The 17,030-nt window shown below is 61.3% G+C and carries 15 protein-coding genes, 1 pseudogene and 1 riboswitch; of the genes and pseudogenes, 11 read left to right on the forward strand and 5 right to left on the reverse strand.

Translation table 11 applies throughout. The annotated features are described in order from the left end of the window. From ABJF10_RS18755 to ABJF10_RS18765, 3 genes are all read right to left on the reverse strand, one after another. A partial coding sequence (locus ABJF10_RS18755; RefSeq protein ID WP_348546131.1) for an efflux RND transporter permease subunit occupies nucleotides 1-1,998 on the reverse strand: 1,998 nt, incomplete at its 3' end. A gap of 13 nt (nucleotides 1,999-2,011) precedes the next feature. Continuing rightward, the gene (locus ABJF10_RS18760) at nucleotides 2,012-3,121 is read right to left on the reverse strand and encodes an efflux RND transporter periplasmic adaptor subunit (RefSeq protein ID WP_348546132.1); all 1,110 of its coding nucleotides are present in this window, start codon (nucleotides 3,119-3,121) and stop codon (nucleotides 2,012-2,014) included. Nucleotides 3,122-3,399: 278 nt separating this feature from the next. Then, a complete protein-coding gene (locus ABJF10_RS18765) occupies nucleotides 3,400-3,984 on the reverse strand; it encodes a DUF6580 family putative transport protein (protein WP_348546133.1) in 585 nt (194 codons plus the stop codon). A 200-nt stretch (nucleotides 3,985-4,184) separates the two neighbouring features. Beyond that, nucleotides 4,185-4,424: riboswitch (cobalamin riboswitch) on the forward strand. Between the two features lie 163 nt (nucleotides 4,425-4,587). Here ABJF10_RS18765 and ABJF10_RS18770 point away from each other — a divergent pair. From ABJF10_RS18770 to ABJF10_RS18785, 4 genes are all read left to right on the forward strand, one after another. Further along, complete coding sequence (locus tag ABJF10_RS18770; protein ID WP_348546134.1) at nucleotides 4,588-5,427, forward strand: PEP-CTERM sorting domain-containing protein; 840 nt, start codon at nucleotides 4,588-4,590, stop codon at nucleotides 5,425-5,427. A 17-nt stretch (nucleotides 5,428-5,444) separates the two neighbouring features. Further along, entirely contained in the window at nucleotides 5,445-6,122 is a 678-nt protein-coding gene (locus ABJF10_RS18775; RefSeq protein WP_348546135.1) for a PEP-CTERM sorting domain-containing protein, read from the forward strand. A 17-nt stretch (nucleotides 6,123-6,139) separates the two neighbouring features. Continuing rightward, nucleotides 6,140-6,892, forward strand: a complete 753-nt coding sequence (locus ABJF10_RS18780; protein ID WP_348546136.1) for a type II secretion system protein — start codon at nucleotides 6,140-6,142, stop codon at nucleotides 6,890-6,892. A gap of 684 nt (nucleotides 6,893-7,576) precedes the next feature. Continuing rightward, the gene (locus tag ABJF10_RS18785) at nucleotides 7,577-8,158 is read left to right on the forward strand and encodes an SIS domain-containing protein (RefSeq protein ID WP_348546137.1); all 582 of its coding nucleotides are present in this window, start codon (nucleotides 7,577-7,579) and stop codon (nucleotides 8,156-8,158) included. A 9-nt stretch (nucleotides 8,159-8,167) separates the two neighbouring features. Here the strand turns inward: ABJF10_RS18785 and ABJF10_RS18790 are convergent, their stop codons facing one another. Beyond that, nucleotides 8,168-8,731: a hypothetical protein gene (locus tag ABJF10_RS18790; RefSeq protein WP_348546138.1), complete on the reverse strand. Its 564-nt coding sequence runs from the start codon at nucleotides 8,729-8,731 to the stop codon at nucleotides 8,168-8,170. A 108-nt stretch (nucleotides 8,732-8,839) separates the two neighbouring features. Between ABJF10_RS18790 and ABJF10_RS18795 the strand changes: the two genes are divergently transcribed. The 7 genes from ABJF10_RS18795 to ABJF10_RS18825 all read left to right on the forward strand — a co-directional run bounded on the left by ABJF10_RS18795 (nucleotide 8,840) and on the right by ABJF10_RS18825 (nucleotide 16,774). Further along, complete coding sequence (locus tag ABJF10_RS18795; RefSeq protein WP_348546139.1) at nucleotides 8,840-9,979, forward strand: prepilin peptidase; 1,140 nt, start codon at nucleotides 8,840-8,842, stop codon at nucleotides 9,977-9,979. A gap of 51 nt (nucleotides 9,980-10,030) precedes the next feature. Further along, entirely contained in the window at nucleotides 10,031-10,930 is a 900-nt protein-coding gene (locus ABJF10_RS18800) for a hypothetical protein (protein WP_348546140.1), read from the forward strand. Nucleotides 10,931-11,119: 189 nt separating this feature from the next. After that, complete coding sequence (locus ABJF10_RS18805) at nucleotides 11,120-11,572, forward strand: SRPBCC family protein (protein WP_348546141.1); 453 nt, start codon at nucleotides 11,120-11,122, stop codon at nucleotides 11,570-11,572. 139 nt (nucleotides 11,573-11,711) lie between these two features. After that, nucleotides 11,712-12,356, forward strand: coding sequence for a hypothetical protein (locus ABJF10_RS18810; RefSeq protein ID WP_348546142.1), 645 nt, complete (start codon nucleotides 11,712-11,714; stop codon nucleotides 12,354-12,356). A gap of 81 nt (nucleotides 12,357-12,437) precedes the next feature. Next, nucleotides 12,438-13,979 (forward strand): glycosyltransferase family 39 protein, encoded by a 1,542-nt coding sequence (locus ABJF10_RS18815; RefSeq protein ID WP_348546143.1) that lies wholly within the window; start codon nucleotides 12,438-12,440, stop codon nucleotides 13,977-13,979. Nucleotides 13,980-14,168: 189 nt separating this feature from the next. Beyond that, nucleotides 14,169-16,022 carry a bifunctional serine/threonine-protein kinase/formylglycine-generating enzyme family protein gene (locus ABJF10_RS18820; protein ID WP_348546144.1) on the forward strand — a complete coding sequence of 618 codons (1,854 nt, stop codon included), beginning with the start codon at nucleotides 14,169-14,171 and terminating at the stop codon, nucleotides 16,020-16,022. A gap of 428 nt (nucleotides 16,023-16,450) precedes the next feature. Then, on the forward strand, nucleotides 16,451-16,774 hold the full coding sequence (locus tag ABJF10_RS18825; RefSeq protein ID WP_348546145.1) for a hypothetical protein: 324 nt from the start codon (nucleotides 16,451-16,453) through the stop codon (nucleotides 16,772-16,774). Nucleotides 16,775-16,844: 70 nt separating this feature from the next. Here the strand turns inward: ABJF10_RS18825 and ABJF10_RS18830 are convergent. Further along, nucleotides 16,845-17,030: pseudogene (locus ABJF10_RS18830) on the reverse strand (HNH endonuclease); the annotation flags it as partial.

A 17,030-nucleotide genomic window follows, 5' to 3' on the forward strand; every position in this document is an offset into this window, starting at 1 on the left:
CTCGCGTGGTTCGGCGGTCGAGTTGATGATGAACTCGACGGGGAAATTGCTGCCGCCGGGGAGCGGCTCGGGCGTGGTGGCGATGACCTGGATGCCGGCGATCTTCGAGGTCTTGGCGAAGACTTCCTGGACGATTTGCTCGGCGGTGCGATGGCGTTCACTCCACGGTTTCAAGCCCATGCCGCCGAAACCGGTGAACGGCTGCGTGAGCTGGAAGGTGTGCAGGTTTTCCGGGATCGATTTGAAGACCGCGTCCACCGCCTCGGTGTAACGGGAGGTCTGCTCGATGGTGGAGTTGGGCGCGGCGTTGACGATGCCGAGGATCACGCCCTGATCTTCCTTGGGCGCGAGTTCCTTCATGGTGAAAAGGTAAAAAGGAATGCCGAGCAGGATGACGATCGATGCAAGGGTGAGCGTGACCGGCCGCCAGCGGAGCGAGTTGGTGAGCAGGCGCAAGTAGCGCTCGCGAATGCCATCGAAGCGGCGGTTGATCCAGCCTGCGAATCCCTTGTGCGAATCGCCCGCCCGCAAAAGCCGCGAGGACATCATCGGCGAAAGCGTGAGCGCCACGACGCCGGAGACGATGACCGCGCCGGCGAGGGTAAAGGCGAACTCGCGGAAGAGCGTGCCGGTGAGGCCGCCCTGGATGCCGATGGGCGCATAGACCGCGGCCAGCGTGATCGTCATGGCGATGATCGGGCCGATCAGTTCGCGGGCCGCTTTCAGTGCGGCCATGAACGGCGGTTCGCCGAGGTGCAGATGGCGCTCCACGTTTTCCACGACGACGATGGCGTCATCGACCACCAGGCCCACCGAGAGCACGATGGCGAGCAGCGTGAGCAGGTTCAGCGTGAAGCCGAAGGCGAGCATGATGAACGCCGCGCCGATGAGCGAAATCGGAATGGCGACGACCGGAATGATCACCGCCCGCACCGAACCGAGGAAGAGGAAGATGACGACCACCACGATGAGCAGTGTCTCGGAGAGCGTGTGGACGACCTCTTTCAAGGCGTCGCGGATGTAGCGCGTGCCGTCGTAGGGCACGTCCATCTTCATGCCGGCGGGCAATTGCTTCTGGATGTCCGGCAAGGCCGCGCGCACGGCGTTGATCACGTCGAGAGAGTTTGCAGTGGGCATGACCCAGATGCCCATGAAGGTGGCCTTCTGCCCGTTGAAACGCACATCCATGTCGTAATCTTCGGCGCCGAGTTCCACGTCGGCGATGTCGCTCAGGCGGACGATGGTGTTGTTCTGCTGGCGGACGACGAGCTGGGCGAATTCCGCCGGCGTGTGCAGATCAGTATTGGCGATGAGGTCGATGAGGGTCATCGAGCCCTTGGTCGTGCCGAGGGCGGAGAGGTAGTTGTTGGCCGTCAGGGCGGCCTGGACCTGCGATGGCGAGACGTTCAATGCGGCCATGCGGTCGCTCTTCAGCCAGATGCGCATGGCGAAGAGGCGGGCGCCGAGGATGTCCGCCTTTTGCACGCCGCTGATCGCCGTCAGCTTCGGCTGCACCACGCGGGTGAGGTAATCGGTGATCTGGCTCGGATCGAGGTTCTCCGAGTCGAAACTGATGTACATGATGGCGAACTGGCTGTCGCTCATCTGCAGTTCGATGGTCGGCGCCTGCGCCTCGGGCGGGAGATCGTTGCGCACCTGCGCGAGCTTCGACTGGATCTGCGTGAGCGCGGCGTTGGTGTCGTAGTTTAGCTTGAGGTGAACGGTGATGATGCTCAGCCCCTGCGCGCTCTGCGATTCGAGGTAATCGATGCCATCCGCACTGGCGATGGCCTTTTCCAGCGGCGTAGTCACGAAGCCGCGCACGAGGTCCGCGGCGGCGCCGACGAAAAAGGTCTTCACCGTGACGGTGGCGATATCGCTGCGCGGGTATTGCCGCACGTTCAGGTTGCGGATCGATTGCAAACCCGCCACGAGAATGAGCAGGCTGAGCACGGTCGCGACGACCGGGCGGCGGATGAAAAGGTCGGTAAACTTCATCGGTGAGCGGCGCCTAGGTGTCCTTCGGCTTGGGGGTCAGGCTGTTATCGGGCATCACGGCATTGTTCACCTGCACCGCAGCGTGCGGGCGCAGCTTGAAGACGCCGGAGGTCACGACCTCGTCGCCGTCCTTGAGACCAGAGAGCACTGAGACCTGGTCCCCGCGTTTCGGGCCGAGCTTCACCACCTGCTGCTCCACTTCCTGGCCCGGCTTGCCGTCGGCCGCGGGCTTCACGACATACACCGAATCGCCGTAGGGCGCGTAATTGATGGAAGAAACGGGAATGGCGAGGACGCCCTCGGTCTCGGGGAGCAGCACCTCCACGTTCACGAACATGCCGGGGCGCAGCTTGTGGTCGGGATTTTGCGCCGTGCCCTGGACCATGATGTTGCGCGTGGAATCGTCGACCTTGGAGTCGACCGCGTTGATCTCGGCCTCGAAGGCGTCGGTGGCGATGTCCGCCGCGCGAATGCGCAGCTTCTTGCCCACCGTGAGCTGGCTGAGGTTCTGCTGCGGCAGGTTGAATTCGACGTAGATGGGGTCGAGCGACTGGAGCGGGACGATGGCCGCGCCCGGATTCAAATACTGGCCCAGGTTTACCTGGCGGATGCCGAGGTAACCGTCGAAGGGCGCCGTGATCCGCTTGCGGGCGAGGACCGCCTTGGCTTCGTCGACCGAGGCCTCCATCTGGTGGAATTCGCTCTGGGCGGAGTCCCAATCCGAAGGCGAGATGGTCTTCTTCGCGATCAGGTCGCGCTTGCGTTCGAGGTCGAGCTTCGCCAATTCGAGCTTGGCCTCGGCGGCGTGCAATTGCGCGTCTTCCTGCTGGGTATCGAGCTTGATGAGGAGGTCACCCTTTTTCACCGCGGCGCCGGATTCGAATTTGATCTCCGAGACGATGCCCGCGAGGTCGGTGCTCACGGTCACGCCATTGACCGCCTTGAGCGAACCCACGGCGCTGAGCACCGGTTGCCAGGTCTGCCCCTTGACGACCACGGTGGTCACGGCGGCGGGTGGCATGGCAAAATGGGCATGCGCGGCGATGGCCTCGCGAACCTTCATGACCTTCCATAAGGCGATGCCGGCGATGCACACGAAAACCACCACCAGCATCAGAATCATTCGTTTCCACATAAGCAAAAAAAAGTCGGGGATCGGCGAGAGTTGGGTCCGGGACGAGGGTGTTACGAGCGCCTGACCATGGCGCCAATAGTCAGGGTAGGGGAAATAAGTAATGCCATGGAAATTACAGGTCGTTAATCAATATCTGGGAACGATTCTGTCAAGGACAGGAAACGTCACAAATGGATGTTTTGCCTGGCGTCTCCGGGATGACGTTTCGACCGGCCCCGAAAGGACACGCCCCCGCGCGAAACTCGAACTGGAAACCTCCGTTTCCCCTACGACCGCGCCAGTTCCCCAGCCGCCTGGGGCTGAGCTTCACCCTTGAACTGCACCGACATGCAAACCGCGAAAAGGAGCGTGTAGAAGAGATCGCTGATCAGCGTGTAGCGATAGAACCACCACGTGGACGGATACCCGGGAAGCCCGGACGTCATCGCCTGCAACCACCCGGCGCCGGTCCTGGGGTAGAGGGGCTGGTAGATCCAGGAGCCGGTGTTCGTGATGACGAAGAAGAGCACGGAACCGATCAAGCTCGCGCCCAGCAAACGAGGTATGCTCGAGCGTCCGCGGAGGGCGAAACCGAGGAGCGAAATGAGGGCCAGCGCCACGTAGCGGGGCAGAATGTCGAAGGTGAAGAGCGGCTGGTGGTAGTGAAAGAGGTTCAGCACAACGTCGCTGATGAAGAGCATCGCGATCGGCAGCACCACCGCGATGCGCCGGGGCAGATAGACCGCGCCACAGAGGGCCACCGCCGCCACCGGGGCGAAATTGTGCAGCCAAGTGTAATCGTCACTCCCCAGGAAACCGGAGAGAATACGATAGGCGACAACGATGACTAAAAGGAAAAGCGCGGCAAACATCGCCCTCACATTGAGGGCGAAGTACCGCGCAAGCAATGAGGAAAATCGGTGCCTCCATTGGCTGGGTTGGCTCCATTGGCCCAGTTGGCTCCATTGCGGAATTTGCCGTATTTATCGCCAAAAATGCGCATTTCTCAGCCATCTTCTCTGACGGCTCGGGTCGCAATTTTCTTGCCCTGCGGCGTCCCTCTCCGGCAAGCTCAACCCAGTTCTTTGCGAGTTCAACGTTAGTAGATCGATGGAAGGAATTCCGTGAAAATCGGAAGCAGTTGCGCTGCTGTAACTGGATACGACTCCCCATTTAGCCAATCGCCGGATGTCCCGGTGGTGAAGGCGGGGAGAAGGATGGCGGGCAATCGAGTGTTTGGCAAAATGCCAAATGCGACGAGAGCCGCCGTAAGCCAGGAGCCAGAATATTTCCCCGGTCCACTCTCATTCGCGCCGCCGTATGTGCGGACCGGCGCGTCCAAAAACTTCTTCGCAACCAAAGAAGAATGAGGGATCGAAAGCCTCCACGGCGCGCCTGCGTCTCAGCCCTTCGCTGAGGCTGCCCGGGCGATCCGTCGCAAAGCAATTGGTCTCTTCTTCACAAACAGAGACCAAATGAAAAACTACCTTCGCGCCCTCCTGCTGGGCGCATCGCTGATCCCGCTGGGGATCGTTCACGCCGCGAATGACTACGCGGATGTATTCGTGGACTACTCTCAAGGCTCGGGCACCAGTCCGGCCTTCAATATTCCCAGCGTCGCGCTGGGTGCACCGATTTCCGGTGTAGATGGCAGCACGCCCTACAGCATAGTTTATCCGGCCTACAAGAATACCCAGATCGTCGGCGTCGGGAACGGCGGCTACCTGAAACTCGGGTTTAGCACGCCGATCCTGAACGACCCGGTCAATCACGCCTTCGGGATGGATTTCACCATCTTCGGCAACGAGTTTTTCACCCCTCCTTCCGCGATCACCGGTTCGGTCGGTCATGCCGGCCTGTCCGTGTGGGTCAGTCAGGACAACGTCACCTATTACCAACTGGCCGTGCCCAATGGCTACGGCGCGGATGATTGGTTGCCCACGCAAGGCAGTGGCAATCCGCTTTTGCCGGTGAATCCGGCGTTTACGATCTCCAGCTTCGTTGGGCTGAACCAGGCGCAGGCACTCTCGCTCTACAACGGCTCCGCCGGCGGCGCGTCGTTTTCCCTGGGCTGGGCCCAGGACAGTGGCGGGAATCCCGTCAATCTCGCTGCGGTCTCGTACATCGAGATCCAGGGCACCTCCGGCGCCGGCTATGTGGACGCCATCGCGCGTGTGCAGACCGTTCCCGAACCGGGAAGCGCGCTGTTTCTCTCCGCGGGCATGGGCGTGGTCCTTCTCCGGCGCTGGCAGCGCACCAGACCAAAGAAGCGCCCCAATCCCGCCCCTTTCGCCAACGACCCACTCAACTCCTGACACCCACTGCTGATTACATGAAAAAATACCCTCTTCTCGCCCTGGCGCTGTTTTGGACCGCTGCCGTTCACGCTGACTCGTTTGATTTCTCCAACATTCAATATTGGGTCGGCTCCGGATCCAATGAAGCCGCCTTCGTCCTCAATTGGAATGACGGCCCCACGCCCGATGCGTTGGTCTGGGGGTTCAAGTGGTCGGGCGGCGCTCCGACCGTGCTGGACATGATTCAGGCGATCGACGCAGCAGATAACCGTTTGACCATCACGCCGCATCCTCTCTACTCCGACGCGCCCAGTTATGGGATTTACTCGATTTACTACGATCTAACAGGCTTGGGAGGAACGCCCACTATCGGGACGCCGGGAGACCTCGGAGGTCCGGAAAACGGTCACGCTCCGTTTGCCGGTGATCACTACCGGGAAGGTTGGTATACCGGATTCTGGGGCGAGTTGACCGGAGACGGGAATCCTTACCATGGAGGCGCTTGGGATGGGAGCTATCCTGCGGTCTCAGGGGTGGGATTTGATTCGCTTACTAATAACTCATGGTGGGCGCTAAGTTTCACGACCGATTTGCAGAACTACACCATTCCGGAGCCAGGCTTTCCCACGTCCGCACCCGAGCCATCCGCAGTTGGCCTCCTGGCGGTCGGTGCTTTAGGCCTCGCCTCCCGCCGCAGACGCCGGGCGGCCTGAAATCAAAACTCCTGCCCGTGAAAAGAGGTTTCACCCTGATCGAATTGCTGGTGGTGATGACCATCATCGGCATCCTCCTGGCCATTTTGATGCCCGTGATCTCGCAGGCCAAGGTCGCCAGCGCACGGGCGATCAGTGCGCATTCGCTCACCGAACTGATCGTAGGCGGCCGGGCTTATCTCAACGATAACGACAATGCATTCTGGCCCTACCAGCTCTCGACTCCAAACGGGATGCAATGGTGGTACGGTCTGGAGAGTTTCCAGTCGATGGCTGCGGGAGAGGGCAAGCGCACGGCCGACTATTCCAAGGGGCCGTTGGGCCCCTACGTCATGGCCTCGGGCGGGGTGAAGACCGACCCGGCGCTGGCGAACTCCGGCCGAAGCCTGAAACCGAAGTACAAGAATGGCAACTACGGGTACGGCTACAACACCGTGCTGGCCGCCGACTCCAAGGGGAAGGCCCGCAGCGCCCTGCAAGTGGATTCGCCGGCGCAGATGGTCGTGTTCGCGACCTGCGCGCAGGTGAACACTTTCCAGTCTCCCGCCACGCCGAAAAAACCGATGGTCGAGGAATTTTACATGATCAGCGACACGCAGACGACGGCTCATTTCCGGCACGGAACCGAGGCGCTGGCCGCGTTTCTCGATGGCAGCGTCCGCCCCTTGAGCATGGCGGCGGATATGCAACCCGGCAGCAAGGACACGCGGCTGCCCTCGGCGAATATCGGGCGCTTCAAGACCAGTTACGTGCGGCAGGCCGGGTGGTGAAAAGCGGCCCTGGCGGCTATTCTTCCTCCTCCTCCTCGTTCTCGTCCTCGTCCCTCGAATTCCATCAATCAGGAGCGCGATCTTGCGGCCGCGGTCCCTGTTTTGAGGTGCGCAAAGTGGATTTTCCGCAATGGAGCCAATGGAACCAATGGAGCGATGCACTTTTTGCGCCGGGTCATGGCACACTTCCCCGCATGAACTGCGAGGATTTTCCAACACGCTCACTACGGCCGGGTCGCTCACTTCCCGCCAACCATCCACCGGAAACTCAACGAACGCTCCGCCACGGTGAACGCCGGTGGCGCCTCGTGGAATCGCTTGATTTCTCTGTTCAATGCCGGAGGCATCCCAGCGCCCATCGCCGGTGGTTGAGCGCAGCGACACCACCGGAACTGATGCCGGAAACGGCTCACCCCAAAGAGGTGTCAGACCTTGCTCGAATCAAGCCGAATCAAGGTGAATCAAGGTGCGAAAATTTGGCGATGGTGCCTGAAGACCGGTGCCACGAGGCCGATGCAATCGAGGAGTCCCGGGCGACGAAAAAGAAGCCCATTTAAGGTGCCTTAAGCCCTCTTAAGCCGATTTAAGGTGCGAGTTTTTTTAAATGGGGGCTGTGGTCTGATTCATGGCGCACAAAACGGGTTGGCACCGCGCCCGGTCGCTCGTAGCCTCGGCAACTTTTCCATGACCCTCTTCGAGAAAGCCATCCATGACGCCACCGCGACGATCGAGTCGCTGCGCCCCCTCCAGCCCGCGCATGAACGTGCGGCGGAACTGGTCGGCCGCTGCCTCGTGGGCGGCGGCAAGCTGCTCGTCTGCGGCAACGGCGGCAGTGCGGCGGACGCGGCGGATTTTGCCACTGAGTTTGCCTGCCGCTTCGTGACCGATCGCCGGCCGTACCCGGCGCTCAACCTGGCTGCGTGCGGCAGCCTGCTCACCGCGACCGGCAATGACTACGGCTACGATGAAGTCTTTGCGCGGCAGGTGCGCGCCTTCGGTCAAAAAGGCGACGTGCTCGTGGTCATCACCACGAGCGGCAATTCCACGAACATCCTGTCGGCGATTGCCGCGGCGAATATCGCCGGGCTGCATACCATCGCTCTGCTCGGCCGGGACGGTGGCCGGGCGCGCGGGCTCGCTGGGATCGACCTCATCGTTCCCAGCACGATTACCGCGCGCATCCAGGAGGCGCACAAATTCCTCCTGCACACGCTCTGCGAGATCGTGGAAGAGCGCTGGCTGCTGCCCAAGCCGGCTACGCCCTGAGCGCTGGCCTTACTTCTTCGCCGGTGGCGCCGCCGGTGGTTTGGCCTTGGCCGCCGCCAGCGGGGTGCCGGGCATCGGCATCGTCTTGCCCCATTGCTCCTTCATGCTCGGTGGGTCGTAAAACTCGGCGACCAGGTTGGCGCCTTGGAACACTTGCACGCCGATCCCGACGATGGTGGCTCCCGTGGCATCGATCATCTTCTTGGCCTTCTTGTCCCAGTGTTGCTCGACGGAGGTGACCGTCGCCTCTCCGGTGCCGACTTTTTCGGTGGTATGCGGCTTGGCGGTGTAGGGGGTCTCTCCTTCCGCGAGGGTGACGAGATCATGTCTGAGCAGGCCCCGGCCGAAGACGATGCGCTTGATCTTCACCTCGGCTACCTCGCCCGAATTGTTCGTCACGAAGACGTTCACCGTCCGGCTATGGTTCCGGTTGATGATATCCTTCGGGTTCATGTCGCTCTTGGTGAACTGTTCGACGCGGATCGAAATCGGGTCGTTCTCGGCGCGCAATGTTCCGGCAAGGCCGGCCACGACCGCGAGAATGGCTGCAATGGGGAGGAGGGGGGATTTCATGACCTAGGCTTTGTGGCAAAAGCGCCCAGCGATGACAAGCGGTGATCGGGAGCAGTCTGCGCGACTGGCGGATTGACGCGGGCACGGACACTGCTTTGCTTGCGCGCGGTGTTCCCTCCTTATTACGAATACGTTTTTGCCGCCTTCGCCTTTATCCTGGGCGCGTCGATCGGCTCCTTTCTCAACGTCTGCATCTACCGCATGCCGCTGGGTCTGTCTGTCAATGAGCCCAAGCGTTCCTTCTGCCCGAGCTGCAAATATCAGATCCCGTTTCATCACAATATCCCGCTCGTCACCTGGCTGGTGCTGCGCGGCAAGTGCGCGAATTGCGGGTCCCGCATCTCGTTCCGCTACTTCGGGGTGGAATTCCTCACGGGCCTGCTTTTCCTCGCGATCTGGCTGAAGGTGTGGACATGGGGTCGCCCGGGCTGGCCGCCGGATCCCTGGCTGCTCGCGCTGCCTTACTGGATCATGGGCGCGCTCTTCATCGTCGCCACGTTCATCGATTTCGAGCACTTCATCATCCCCGATGAAATCACCCTCGGCGGGACGGTGGCCGGGGTGGTGCTCAGCCTCGCCATTCCCGCGATGCAGGACCAGCAGACGAATCTCGCCAGCGGCTTCTGGTCGTTGGTCGGTGCCGGGGTGGGCTACGGCACGCTCTGGTTGGTGACGCGGCTGGGCAAGATGGCCTTTGGCAAAAAGCGCCTGACTTTTGACCAGGCCGCGCCGCTCTCGTGGATTCGCCATGGCGAGGAAGCCGATTTCACCGTGGGGGAGGAAAAGATGCTGTGGAGCGAGTTTTTCTACCGCGGCAATGAGCAACTGCACTTGCAGTGCACCTGGATCGAGATCGATGGCGAGCGCTTCGAAAACGCCGTCGTGCGCTGCGAATGCGACTGGCTTCATATTGACGGGCGCAAATGGGAATTGTTGAAAGTGGACGAGATCCGGGGCGAGGTCACCGAGGTGACGCTGCCCCGCGAGGCGATGGGCATGGGCGATGTGAAATTCATCGCCTGCATCGGCGCCTTCCTCGGCTGGAAAGCGGTCGTCTTTACCATCATGGGCGCCTCAAGCGTCGGCGCGGTAATCGGGCTTCTCACCATTGCCATCGGTCGGCGGGAGTGGTCGGCGAAGATTCCCTTCGGCCCCTACCTGGCGCTCGGCGCGCTCATCTGGCTTTTCACCGGCCCGGAATGGATCCAGTGGTACTGGCGCTACGCCCTCTCCACGGCGACTCCCTAATAGGATCGCGCGGGCGATTGACCGCCGTCGGATCGCGGCGATGATCGCTGCGTGCCGCACTCACTTCGTTTTAGCGCGCTGTTCGTCGGGTTGAATTGCCTCGCCGGCCTTTGTCGAGCCGAAGACATCCACATCGGCGGTGCTTCGATCGACATGCAATTTACCACGGCGCCCGCCCCGGCGCTTCGCGAGGTCACGGATACCTGGATCAAGACCTCCGCCAAAGCGGTGACCACCTACTACGGCGCTTTCCCCGTGCACCACGTTCGTCTGCGCATCACGCCCGGAGCGGGGCATACGCCTGAAGGTGGGGAGACATTCGGCTGGGAGGGGGCGCTGATCAAGATCTCCCTCGGGCGCGACGCCACGGCCGCCGATCTCTCCGACGATTGGGTGCTCGTCCACGAGATGGTCCATCTCGCGCTGCCCAACGTCCCCGAGCGCCAGCACTGGCTGGAGGAGGGGCTGGCCACGTACGTCGAGCCGATCGCTCGTGCTCGCGCCGGGCAGCTCACGCCCGCGCATGTCTGGAACGAAATGGTGGAAAACTTTCCGCAGGGCCAGCCGGAGAAAGGGGATCGCGGCCTCGATCACACGCCGACTTGGGGCCGCACCTATTATGGCGGCGCGATGTTCTGCCTGCGGGCCGATATCGAGATCCGCCGGCGCACCGGCAATCGTCGCGGACTGGAGCACGCCTTGCGCGGCATCCTCGCCGCCGGGGGCAGCATCGAGACCTCGTGGAGTATCGACCGCATCATTGCGGCGGGCGACGCCGCTACGGGTGTCCCCGTGCTCCGCGAATTGTACGATGAAATGAAGGACAAGCCGGTGCGCGTCGATCTTTCCGCGGTGTGGAAGCAACTCGGCGTGCGCCCGCAAGGCCACACCGTCACCTTCGACGATACCGCCCCGCTCGCCACTGTGCGCAAAGCGATCACCGGCGGTTGACGCTGACCGCGAGCCCGGGTGGCATCCCGCGAAGATCGCTGTGCAAATCGCCCTGGGCTGCCAACGTCATGATTGAACGCGCTCGACGAACAGGCCGTCTAACCCAGTGACTCCCATAACGGCAGGCGCGGCGGGCTGGTGCGGCCCGACGACTTCGCCTGCGAACGATGGCGAGTTTCCATGCCACACATGAAACTGGAATCCTATCATTCGATTAATTCTGTCGGCGCCTCTATCCTCGTGAACGCCCCAGCGGCGGAGATCTATGACCACTGGGTCCGCGTGGAGGAGTTTCCGCAATTTATGCGCGCTGTTCGTGAAGTGAGGCGCATTGAGGGGGACCGCTTTTACTGGCGCGTCGACCGGGGCGGCAAAGAGTACGAATCCGTTTTGCAAATTGCGCTGCGCATTCCGAATCGGCGGATGGCCTGGCGGACCGTCTCGGGCGCGGAAAGCTCCGGTGTGGTCGGGTTCGATCCGCTGCCGGGGAACAAGACGCTCGTCTCATTCAAAATGAAGTATGCCCCGGAATCGGGATGGGGCGATCCCGCTGACCTGCTGCAACGCATCAAAGCCCGGCTCGAGAATTTCAAGAATTACATCGAGTCCCTTCGGGGCACCACGAAAGAAACCCAAAACTGAAAATGGAGCAAAATGCCCGCGCACGAATTGGCCTCTGCAAATGGGGCGCCGTTCGAGGAAGCGAACCGGCAACCCGTGAACACTACCTAGGAGGCTCATTTCGCTTGAGCACAGTGAAAACTAGCCGTTAATCGACTGTATGAACTTCTTTCGGTTGGATGTGCTCTTTGCGGTGTCGCTGGTTGCGTCCGCTCTTTCACTCCGCGCGCAAAGCGTGGTCGAGGAAAAGGGCAACATTGTCTTCGTCAGTACCGACGGTCTCCGCAAGCAACTCACCGACAGCGGTCACGATTCCGCGCCCGCGCTTTCGCCCGATGGCAAACAGGTCGCCTTCGTCCGCGGCACGCCGGACAAGATCGTCGCCACGGGGTCCGGCGACGCCGAGGCCACCGAGCTGTGGTTTGTCGGGAGCGATGGCCGCAAGCCGGCCGTGCTGGTCCGCGGTCGCGAATCCCAGGATATGCATCAGGTCATCGCCGGTATCCTCGGCGCGCAGTTTTCTCCGGATGGTCACCGACTTTATTTCATTAGCTCGGCGTGGGCCACTTCCGGCGCCGTGCATGTGATCGATCTCGCCACGCGCAAGGAGCGTTTCTTCACCGATGGCAGCGGGCTCGAGATCGTTCCCAATGGTGACTACAAAGGCTGCCTGCTTATCCAGAAGCACAAGTATTTCATCGGCGGCGGCACTTACGACTGGTTCTGGCTCATCAAACCCGATGGCAAGGAAGTCGGTCCCGTGGGCGAAGATACCGAGAACTTCCGCAGCACTTTCGTGAAGTAGGCGGCGGGTTTGCGGATCGACGGACGCTGTGTCGAAGAAGATGCTGGGCGGGGCGGTTGGCCAGGTATCTCCCAAAAATCGATGACTCTCGCTCCCCATTCCCGCATCTGGTGGCTCGGCCTCCTCGTGGCCTTGGGCGCGCTTGGCTGGAGCTTTGCCAGCGACTTCACCGCACCGTGGACGGATCAGTTAGATGGCAATGGGGCTTGTTGGTCGCAATCGGCGCATAACACGCTGGCTGCCGGTCTCGTTTCCACGGCGGGCGTGCCATCCGCCTTCTACTTCGGCACGCCGCCGATTCCGCCGGATGGTTTTTACACGCACCACCCGCCGCTTCTGTCCCTCATGCTGACCGCGATGTTTGCCCTCTTCGGCGAGGCGGAATGGGTGGCGCGTTTACTGCCGGTCGTCTTTTCCTTCCTCGGCGTAGTCCTGCTCTGGCTGCTGGTGAAGGATTGCACGAACGCGCGGGCGGCGGCCTTTGCGGTGATCGCCTTCGCCGCCCTGCCGATGGAATTGCGCTACGGGCGCATGGTGAACTTCGAGCCCGTCAATCTCGTCTGGATGCTGGGCGCGTTGCTCGCCTTGCGCCATTGGGAGAAGACCGGCGAGGGTGGTTGGTGGTGGGTGTTTCTCACCGTGGCCGTCCTTGCCGTGTGGACCGCTTGGCTCGGGTATCTGTTCGTCCTCGTCGTCAGTTTTCACCCTCGGCTTTCCGTCCGTCGCCGAGGATGGCTCTTCGTGGCGATGGCCGTGTCGCTTGCGACCTTCGCTTTGCAGATCAGGCTGGTGCGGCCCGATGCGTGGCACGACCTTTTCGCGGCGATGAACCATCGCATGGCGCACGGGGCAAGTTCGATCTCCTGGCGGGATTGGTCGGCAAGGATCGGCAGCTTGTTGCTGGCCCACATTCAAGCTGCGCTCTGGCTCCTTGGGTTGACGGGAGCGGTGATCGTTCGGCGATCTTCTCGAGAATCGCCCCTGCGCTGGCTCGGCGGGAGCGCCGCGTGTTTCTTCGTGATGAGCGCGCTCTACATCGTCCTCTTTCGCAACGCCTCGTCCATTCATGACTACGCTTCGTTCTATTTCACCGTGCCCGTGGCGATGATGGCGGCCGTGGCCCTCGACGCGTTGTGCCACTGGTGCGGGACGAGGAGCGCCTTGGTGCGCGTGGGGAGCGTGGCGGGCGTGCTGGCGCTGCTCGGCTTTCTCGTCTGCGCCGGCGAGAGACAGACCATGTTGCTCCGCCGCCCCTTTCTCATTTTGACCGATGAAAACCCCGAGCCGCCCGATCTCATCCCGGAGCTCGGTCACGCCATGCGCACGTGGTTCGGCCAGGACGTAGCGGTCATCTGCAACTTGCTCCCCAGTTACGGCCCCCAATTACCGTACTACGCCCGGCATGAACTGCTCCCGGCCGTTTTCACCGCCGACGAGTGGGTGGAGGTGATCGCCGATCCCGAAAACACGCCGGTCGGTGGCGCTATCTGGCTGGGCGACCCACGCGCCGAGCAGATCGTCGCGAAGCTCCCGCCCGGCCCGCAGGAGCGCTTGACGATCCGCGGCATTCCGTTCTGCTTTTGGCGTCCGGCAGAGGAAGAGAATACGGTCAGCGCCCACTGAGCCAAGCCACGTTTTACCCGATGATCCAAAATGGTCGGGCCGACTGGATTCGAACCAGCGGCCTCTTGAAAACCATTCAAGAGGGTTGAAGCTACCGGCGGCGATCGGATCGACATTGAAGCGCAGATGGGAGCGCCCCGCTGAAAAACATCGCCCCGCCGCGGTGGCTTCCACTAGCCTGCAACTCGCATGAGCCTTGAAGGCAAACAGATCGGCGAATTTGAGATCCTCGAACGCCTGGGACAGGGCGGTATGGGGGCGGTTTACAAGGCAAGGCAGACCACATTGGATCGTTTCGTGGCCCTCAAGACGCTGCAAATTTCGCTGGCCGAGGATGCGGAATATGTTGCTCGCTTCCGACAGGAAGCCAAGGCGGCGGCGGGACTTATCCACCCGAATCTGGTGCAGGTATTCTCAGCGGGCGAGAATGGGGGTCTGCACTGGTTTGCGATGGAGTATGTCGAGGGCGAGTCGGCCAAGATTCGATTGAATCGCAAGGGGCGACTTGATCCGCTGGAAGCCATTGCCATCGCCATCCACGTTGCAACAGCGCTTGAATATGGCTGGCGCAAGGCGGCGTTGATCCACCGGGACATCAAGCCGGACAACATCTTCCTCTCCAGTGATGGTGAAGTGAAATTGGGAGATCTTGGGTTGGCCAAGTGTGCCGGGAAAACTCAAGAATTGACGATGACCGGTGCATCCATGGGAACGCCTCACTACATCAGCCCGGAGCAGGTGGAGGCGATGAAAGACGTGGACTTGAGAGCAGACATCTACAGCTTGGGATGCACACTCTATCACCTGTTGTCCGGCCAGGCTCCCTTTGAAGGTAACAGTGCCGTGGCGATCATGTTGAAGCATGTCCATGGGCCGGTGCCCAATCTACGGAGTGCCTGGCCTGAATGCCCGCAGGTCTTGTCTGATGGGGTTGGGAAGATGATGCAAAAGCATCCTTCCAATCGGCAGCAGAACCATGGGCAGGTGATCGCTGATTTGCGGCGGGCGTATGACGCGATGGGTGGTGAGAGGGGGCCCGACACCGAAGCCGCCACCCAGAAGCCCACCTTAGTGGAGAAAAAGCGCGGCCTGCCGATGGCCGCGTGGATGGGTGGTGTTGGAGCTTTGGTCGCCGCCATCGCCGCGCCGATTTATTTTGGCCCGTGGAAAAAGGGAGAAGTCGCAGTAGGAACGACCAACCCCGCCATCTCCCAAGCAGCGGCGCGCGAAGGCGGAATGAAAGTGGCGGTGACTGGAACTCCAGTCGTCACTGCAGCGACACCCGCCACCGCCACGAAGGACCAACCCTTCGTAAACTATTTCGGCATGAAATTCGTGCCGGTGCCTATCATCGGTGGGCCGACAGGCGGTCATCAGGTGCTTTTCAGCGTGTGGGACACAAGGGTGCAGGACTACGCGGAGTTTGTGCGAGAAACCAAACGCGAGTGGCCAAAGGTGGACTTCGAGCAAGGCCCGATGCACCCGGCGGTGATGGTGAGTTGGGAGGACGCGCAACTCTTCTGCCAATGGCTAAACCAGCGCGAGCAAGTAGCCGGGCGATTGCCGACGGGGTGCAATTACCGCTTGCCGACCGACCACGAATGGAGTTGCGCCGTCGAGATTGGAGCCAGGGAAGACCCAGCCAAATTGCCGAGTGAGAAGAATGGAAAGATCAATCAAGCGTTTCCGAGTGACACGCAATCACGACCACCGGAGAAAGCGGGCATCTTCGCCAGGATGGAACGAAATCCGTTGGAGGCTGGTATCAAAACGCGGGTAATTCCCAGCAACAGCGGCTATACGACCTCGCCGGTGGGTAGCTACGTGGCGAATAGATTTGGTCTCTACGACATGGGGGGCAACGTGTGGCAATGGTGCCAGGAATGGTTCGACGAAGACCACAAGGATCGTGTGTTACGGGGTGCTTCGTTGGTGAACCTCGACCGCCACAGTCTGCTGGCCTCGTGTCGTTCTCACGACGAGCCCACGCTTCGCTACTACGACCACGGCTTTCGTTGTGTGCTGGATTTGCCTGCGAATTGAAACTTTGGTGAGCACCCAGGCCCTCACTGGTCATAGCCCGCGAATCCTCTGTTTATCAGCATTCCAACAAATCGGGCCGACTGGATTCGAACCAGCGACCTCTTGAACCCCATTCAGGGAGACGATTTTTTACAGAGAGAGCGGCATGGAGCGGCAGGAAGCGGCACGGTGCGGCACGGTGCGGCACGGAATGCCTGTCGGGCAAGTAAACATCAGGGTTTGCGAGCGATTGAAATGCGGCACGGAGCGGCACAGTGCGGCACGGAGTTTTTTCGCCGGGATACACAGCGGGATACACAGCCTTCCCTTTTGCAGACTCGCGTTTGCAGACGCGCCGGCGATTGGTTCCGCTTCAGCGGGCGCGAAAACAAAAGCTGGTTTGAGGAGATTCTGGCCTCCTCCCTTACCCGCGCGAATTCTGGCGGCATTTGGTCCGGTTGGAAAACGGGCTGATCGGGATAACCGAGGCACGCTGCGATGATACCGAGTTGCTCGCGCGCTATCGCGCTTGGGAAGCGCAGAACAAGCCAGACTTCACCTTCGTGCCCGACCCGCGGATTCTGGCATGGGATGGCTGGAAGTTGGTGCCCGAGGAACTGAAGCCATTCTTCGTTTTCGACCCGATGTTCGACCGCTCCGGCGTGCGTCACAAGGCCGCGAACGAATACGAGGAAGCGATGATCCGAAATGCAGTCCGCTGGTGGAACGAAGAGCGGATGATGCCGGCCATTCGGGAGGTTCTCGAGCCTTGATCACCACTGTTCGACGCCACGCGAGCCGCAGTCTGCCATTGGCACACAGCGGCTCGGAGTGGAATGCGCGTCAGCCAAGGAAGTGCTGCCAGTCTCGGACCCCGTGGTGGTTGCGGATCAGCACGCTCGCGGGCACCACCCGAGGCGCGACCGGTTGCTTGCGCAAGCGCAGGCCGGCTTCGTGGGGCAGGCGGTTGGCTTTGCGCGAGTTCACTTCGCGGTGGGCGAGGACGCAGTTGTCCCAGGACGTCTTGCC

Origin of the sequence: Chthoniobacter sp. (genome assembly GCF_040003245.1) — a bacterium.
Taxonomy (GTDB): domain Bacteria; phylum Verrucomicrobiota; class Verrucomicrobiia; order Chthoniobacterales; family Chthoniobacteraceae; genus Chthoniobacter.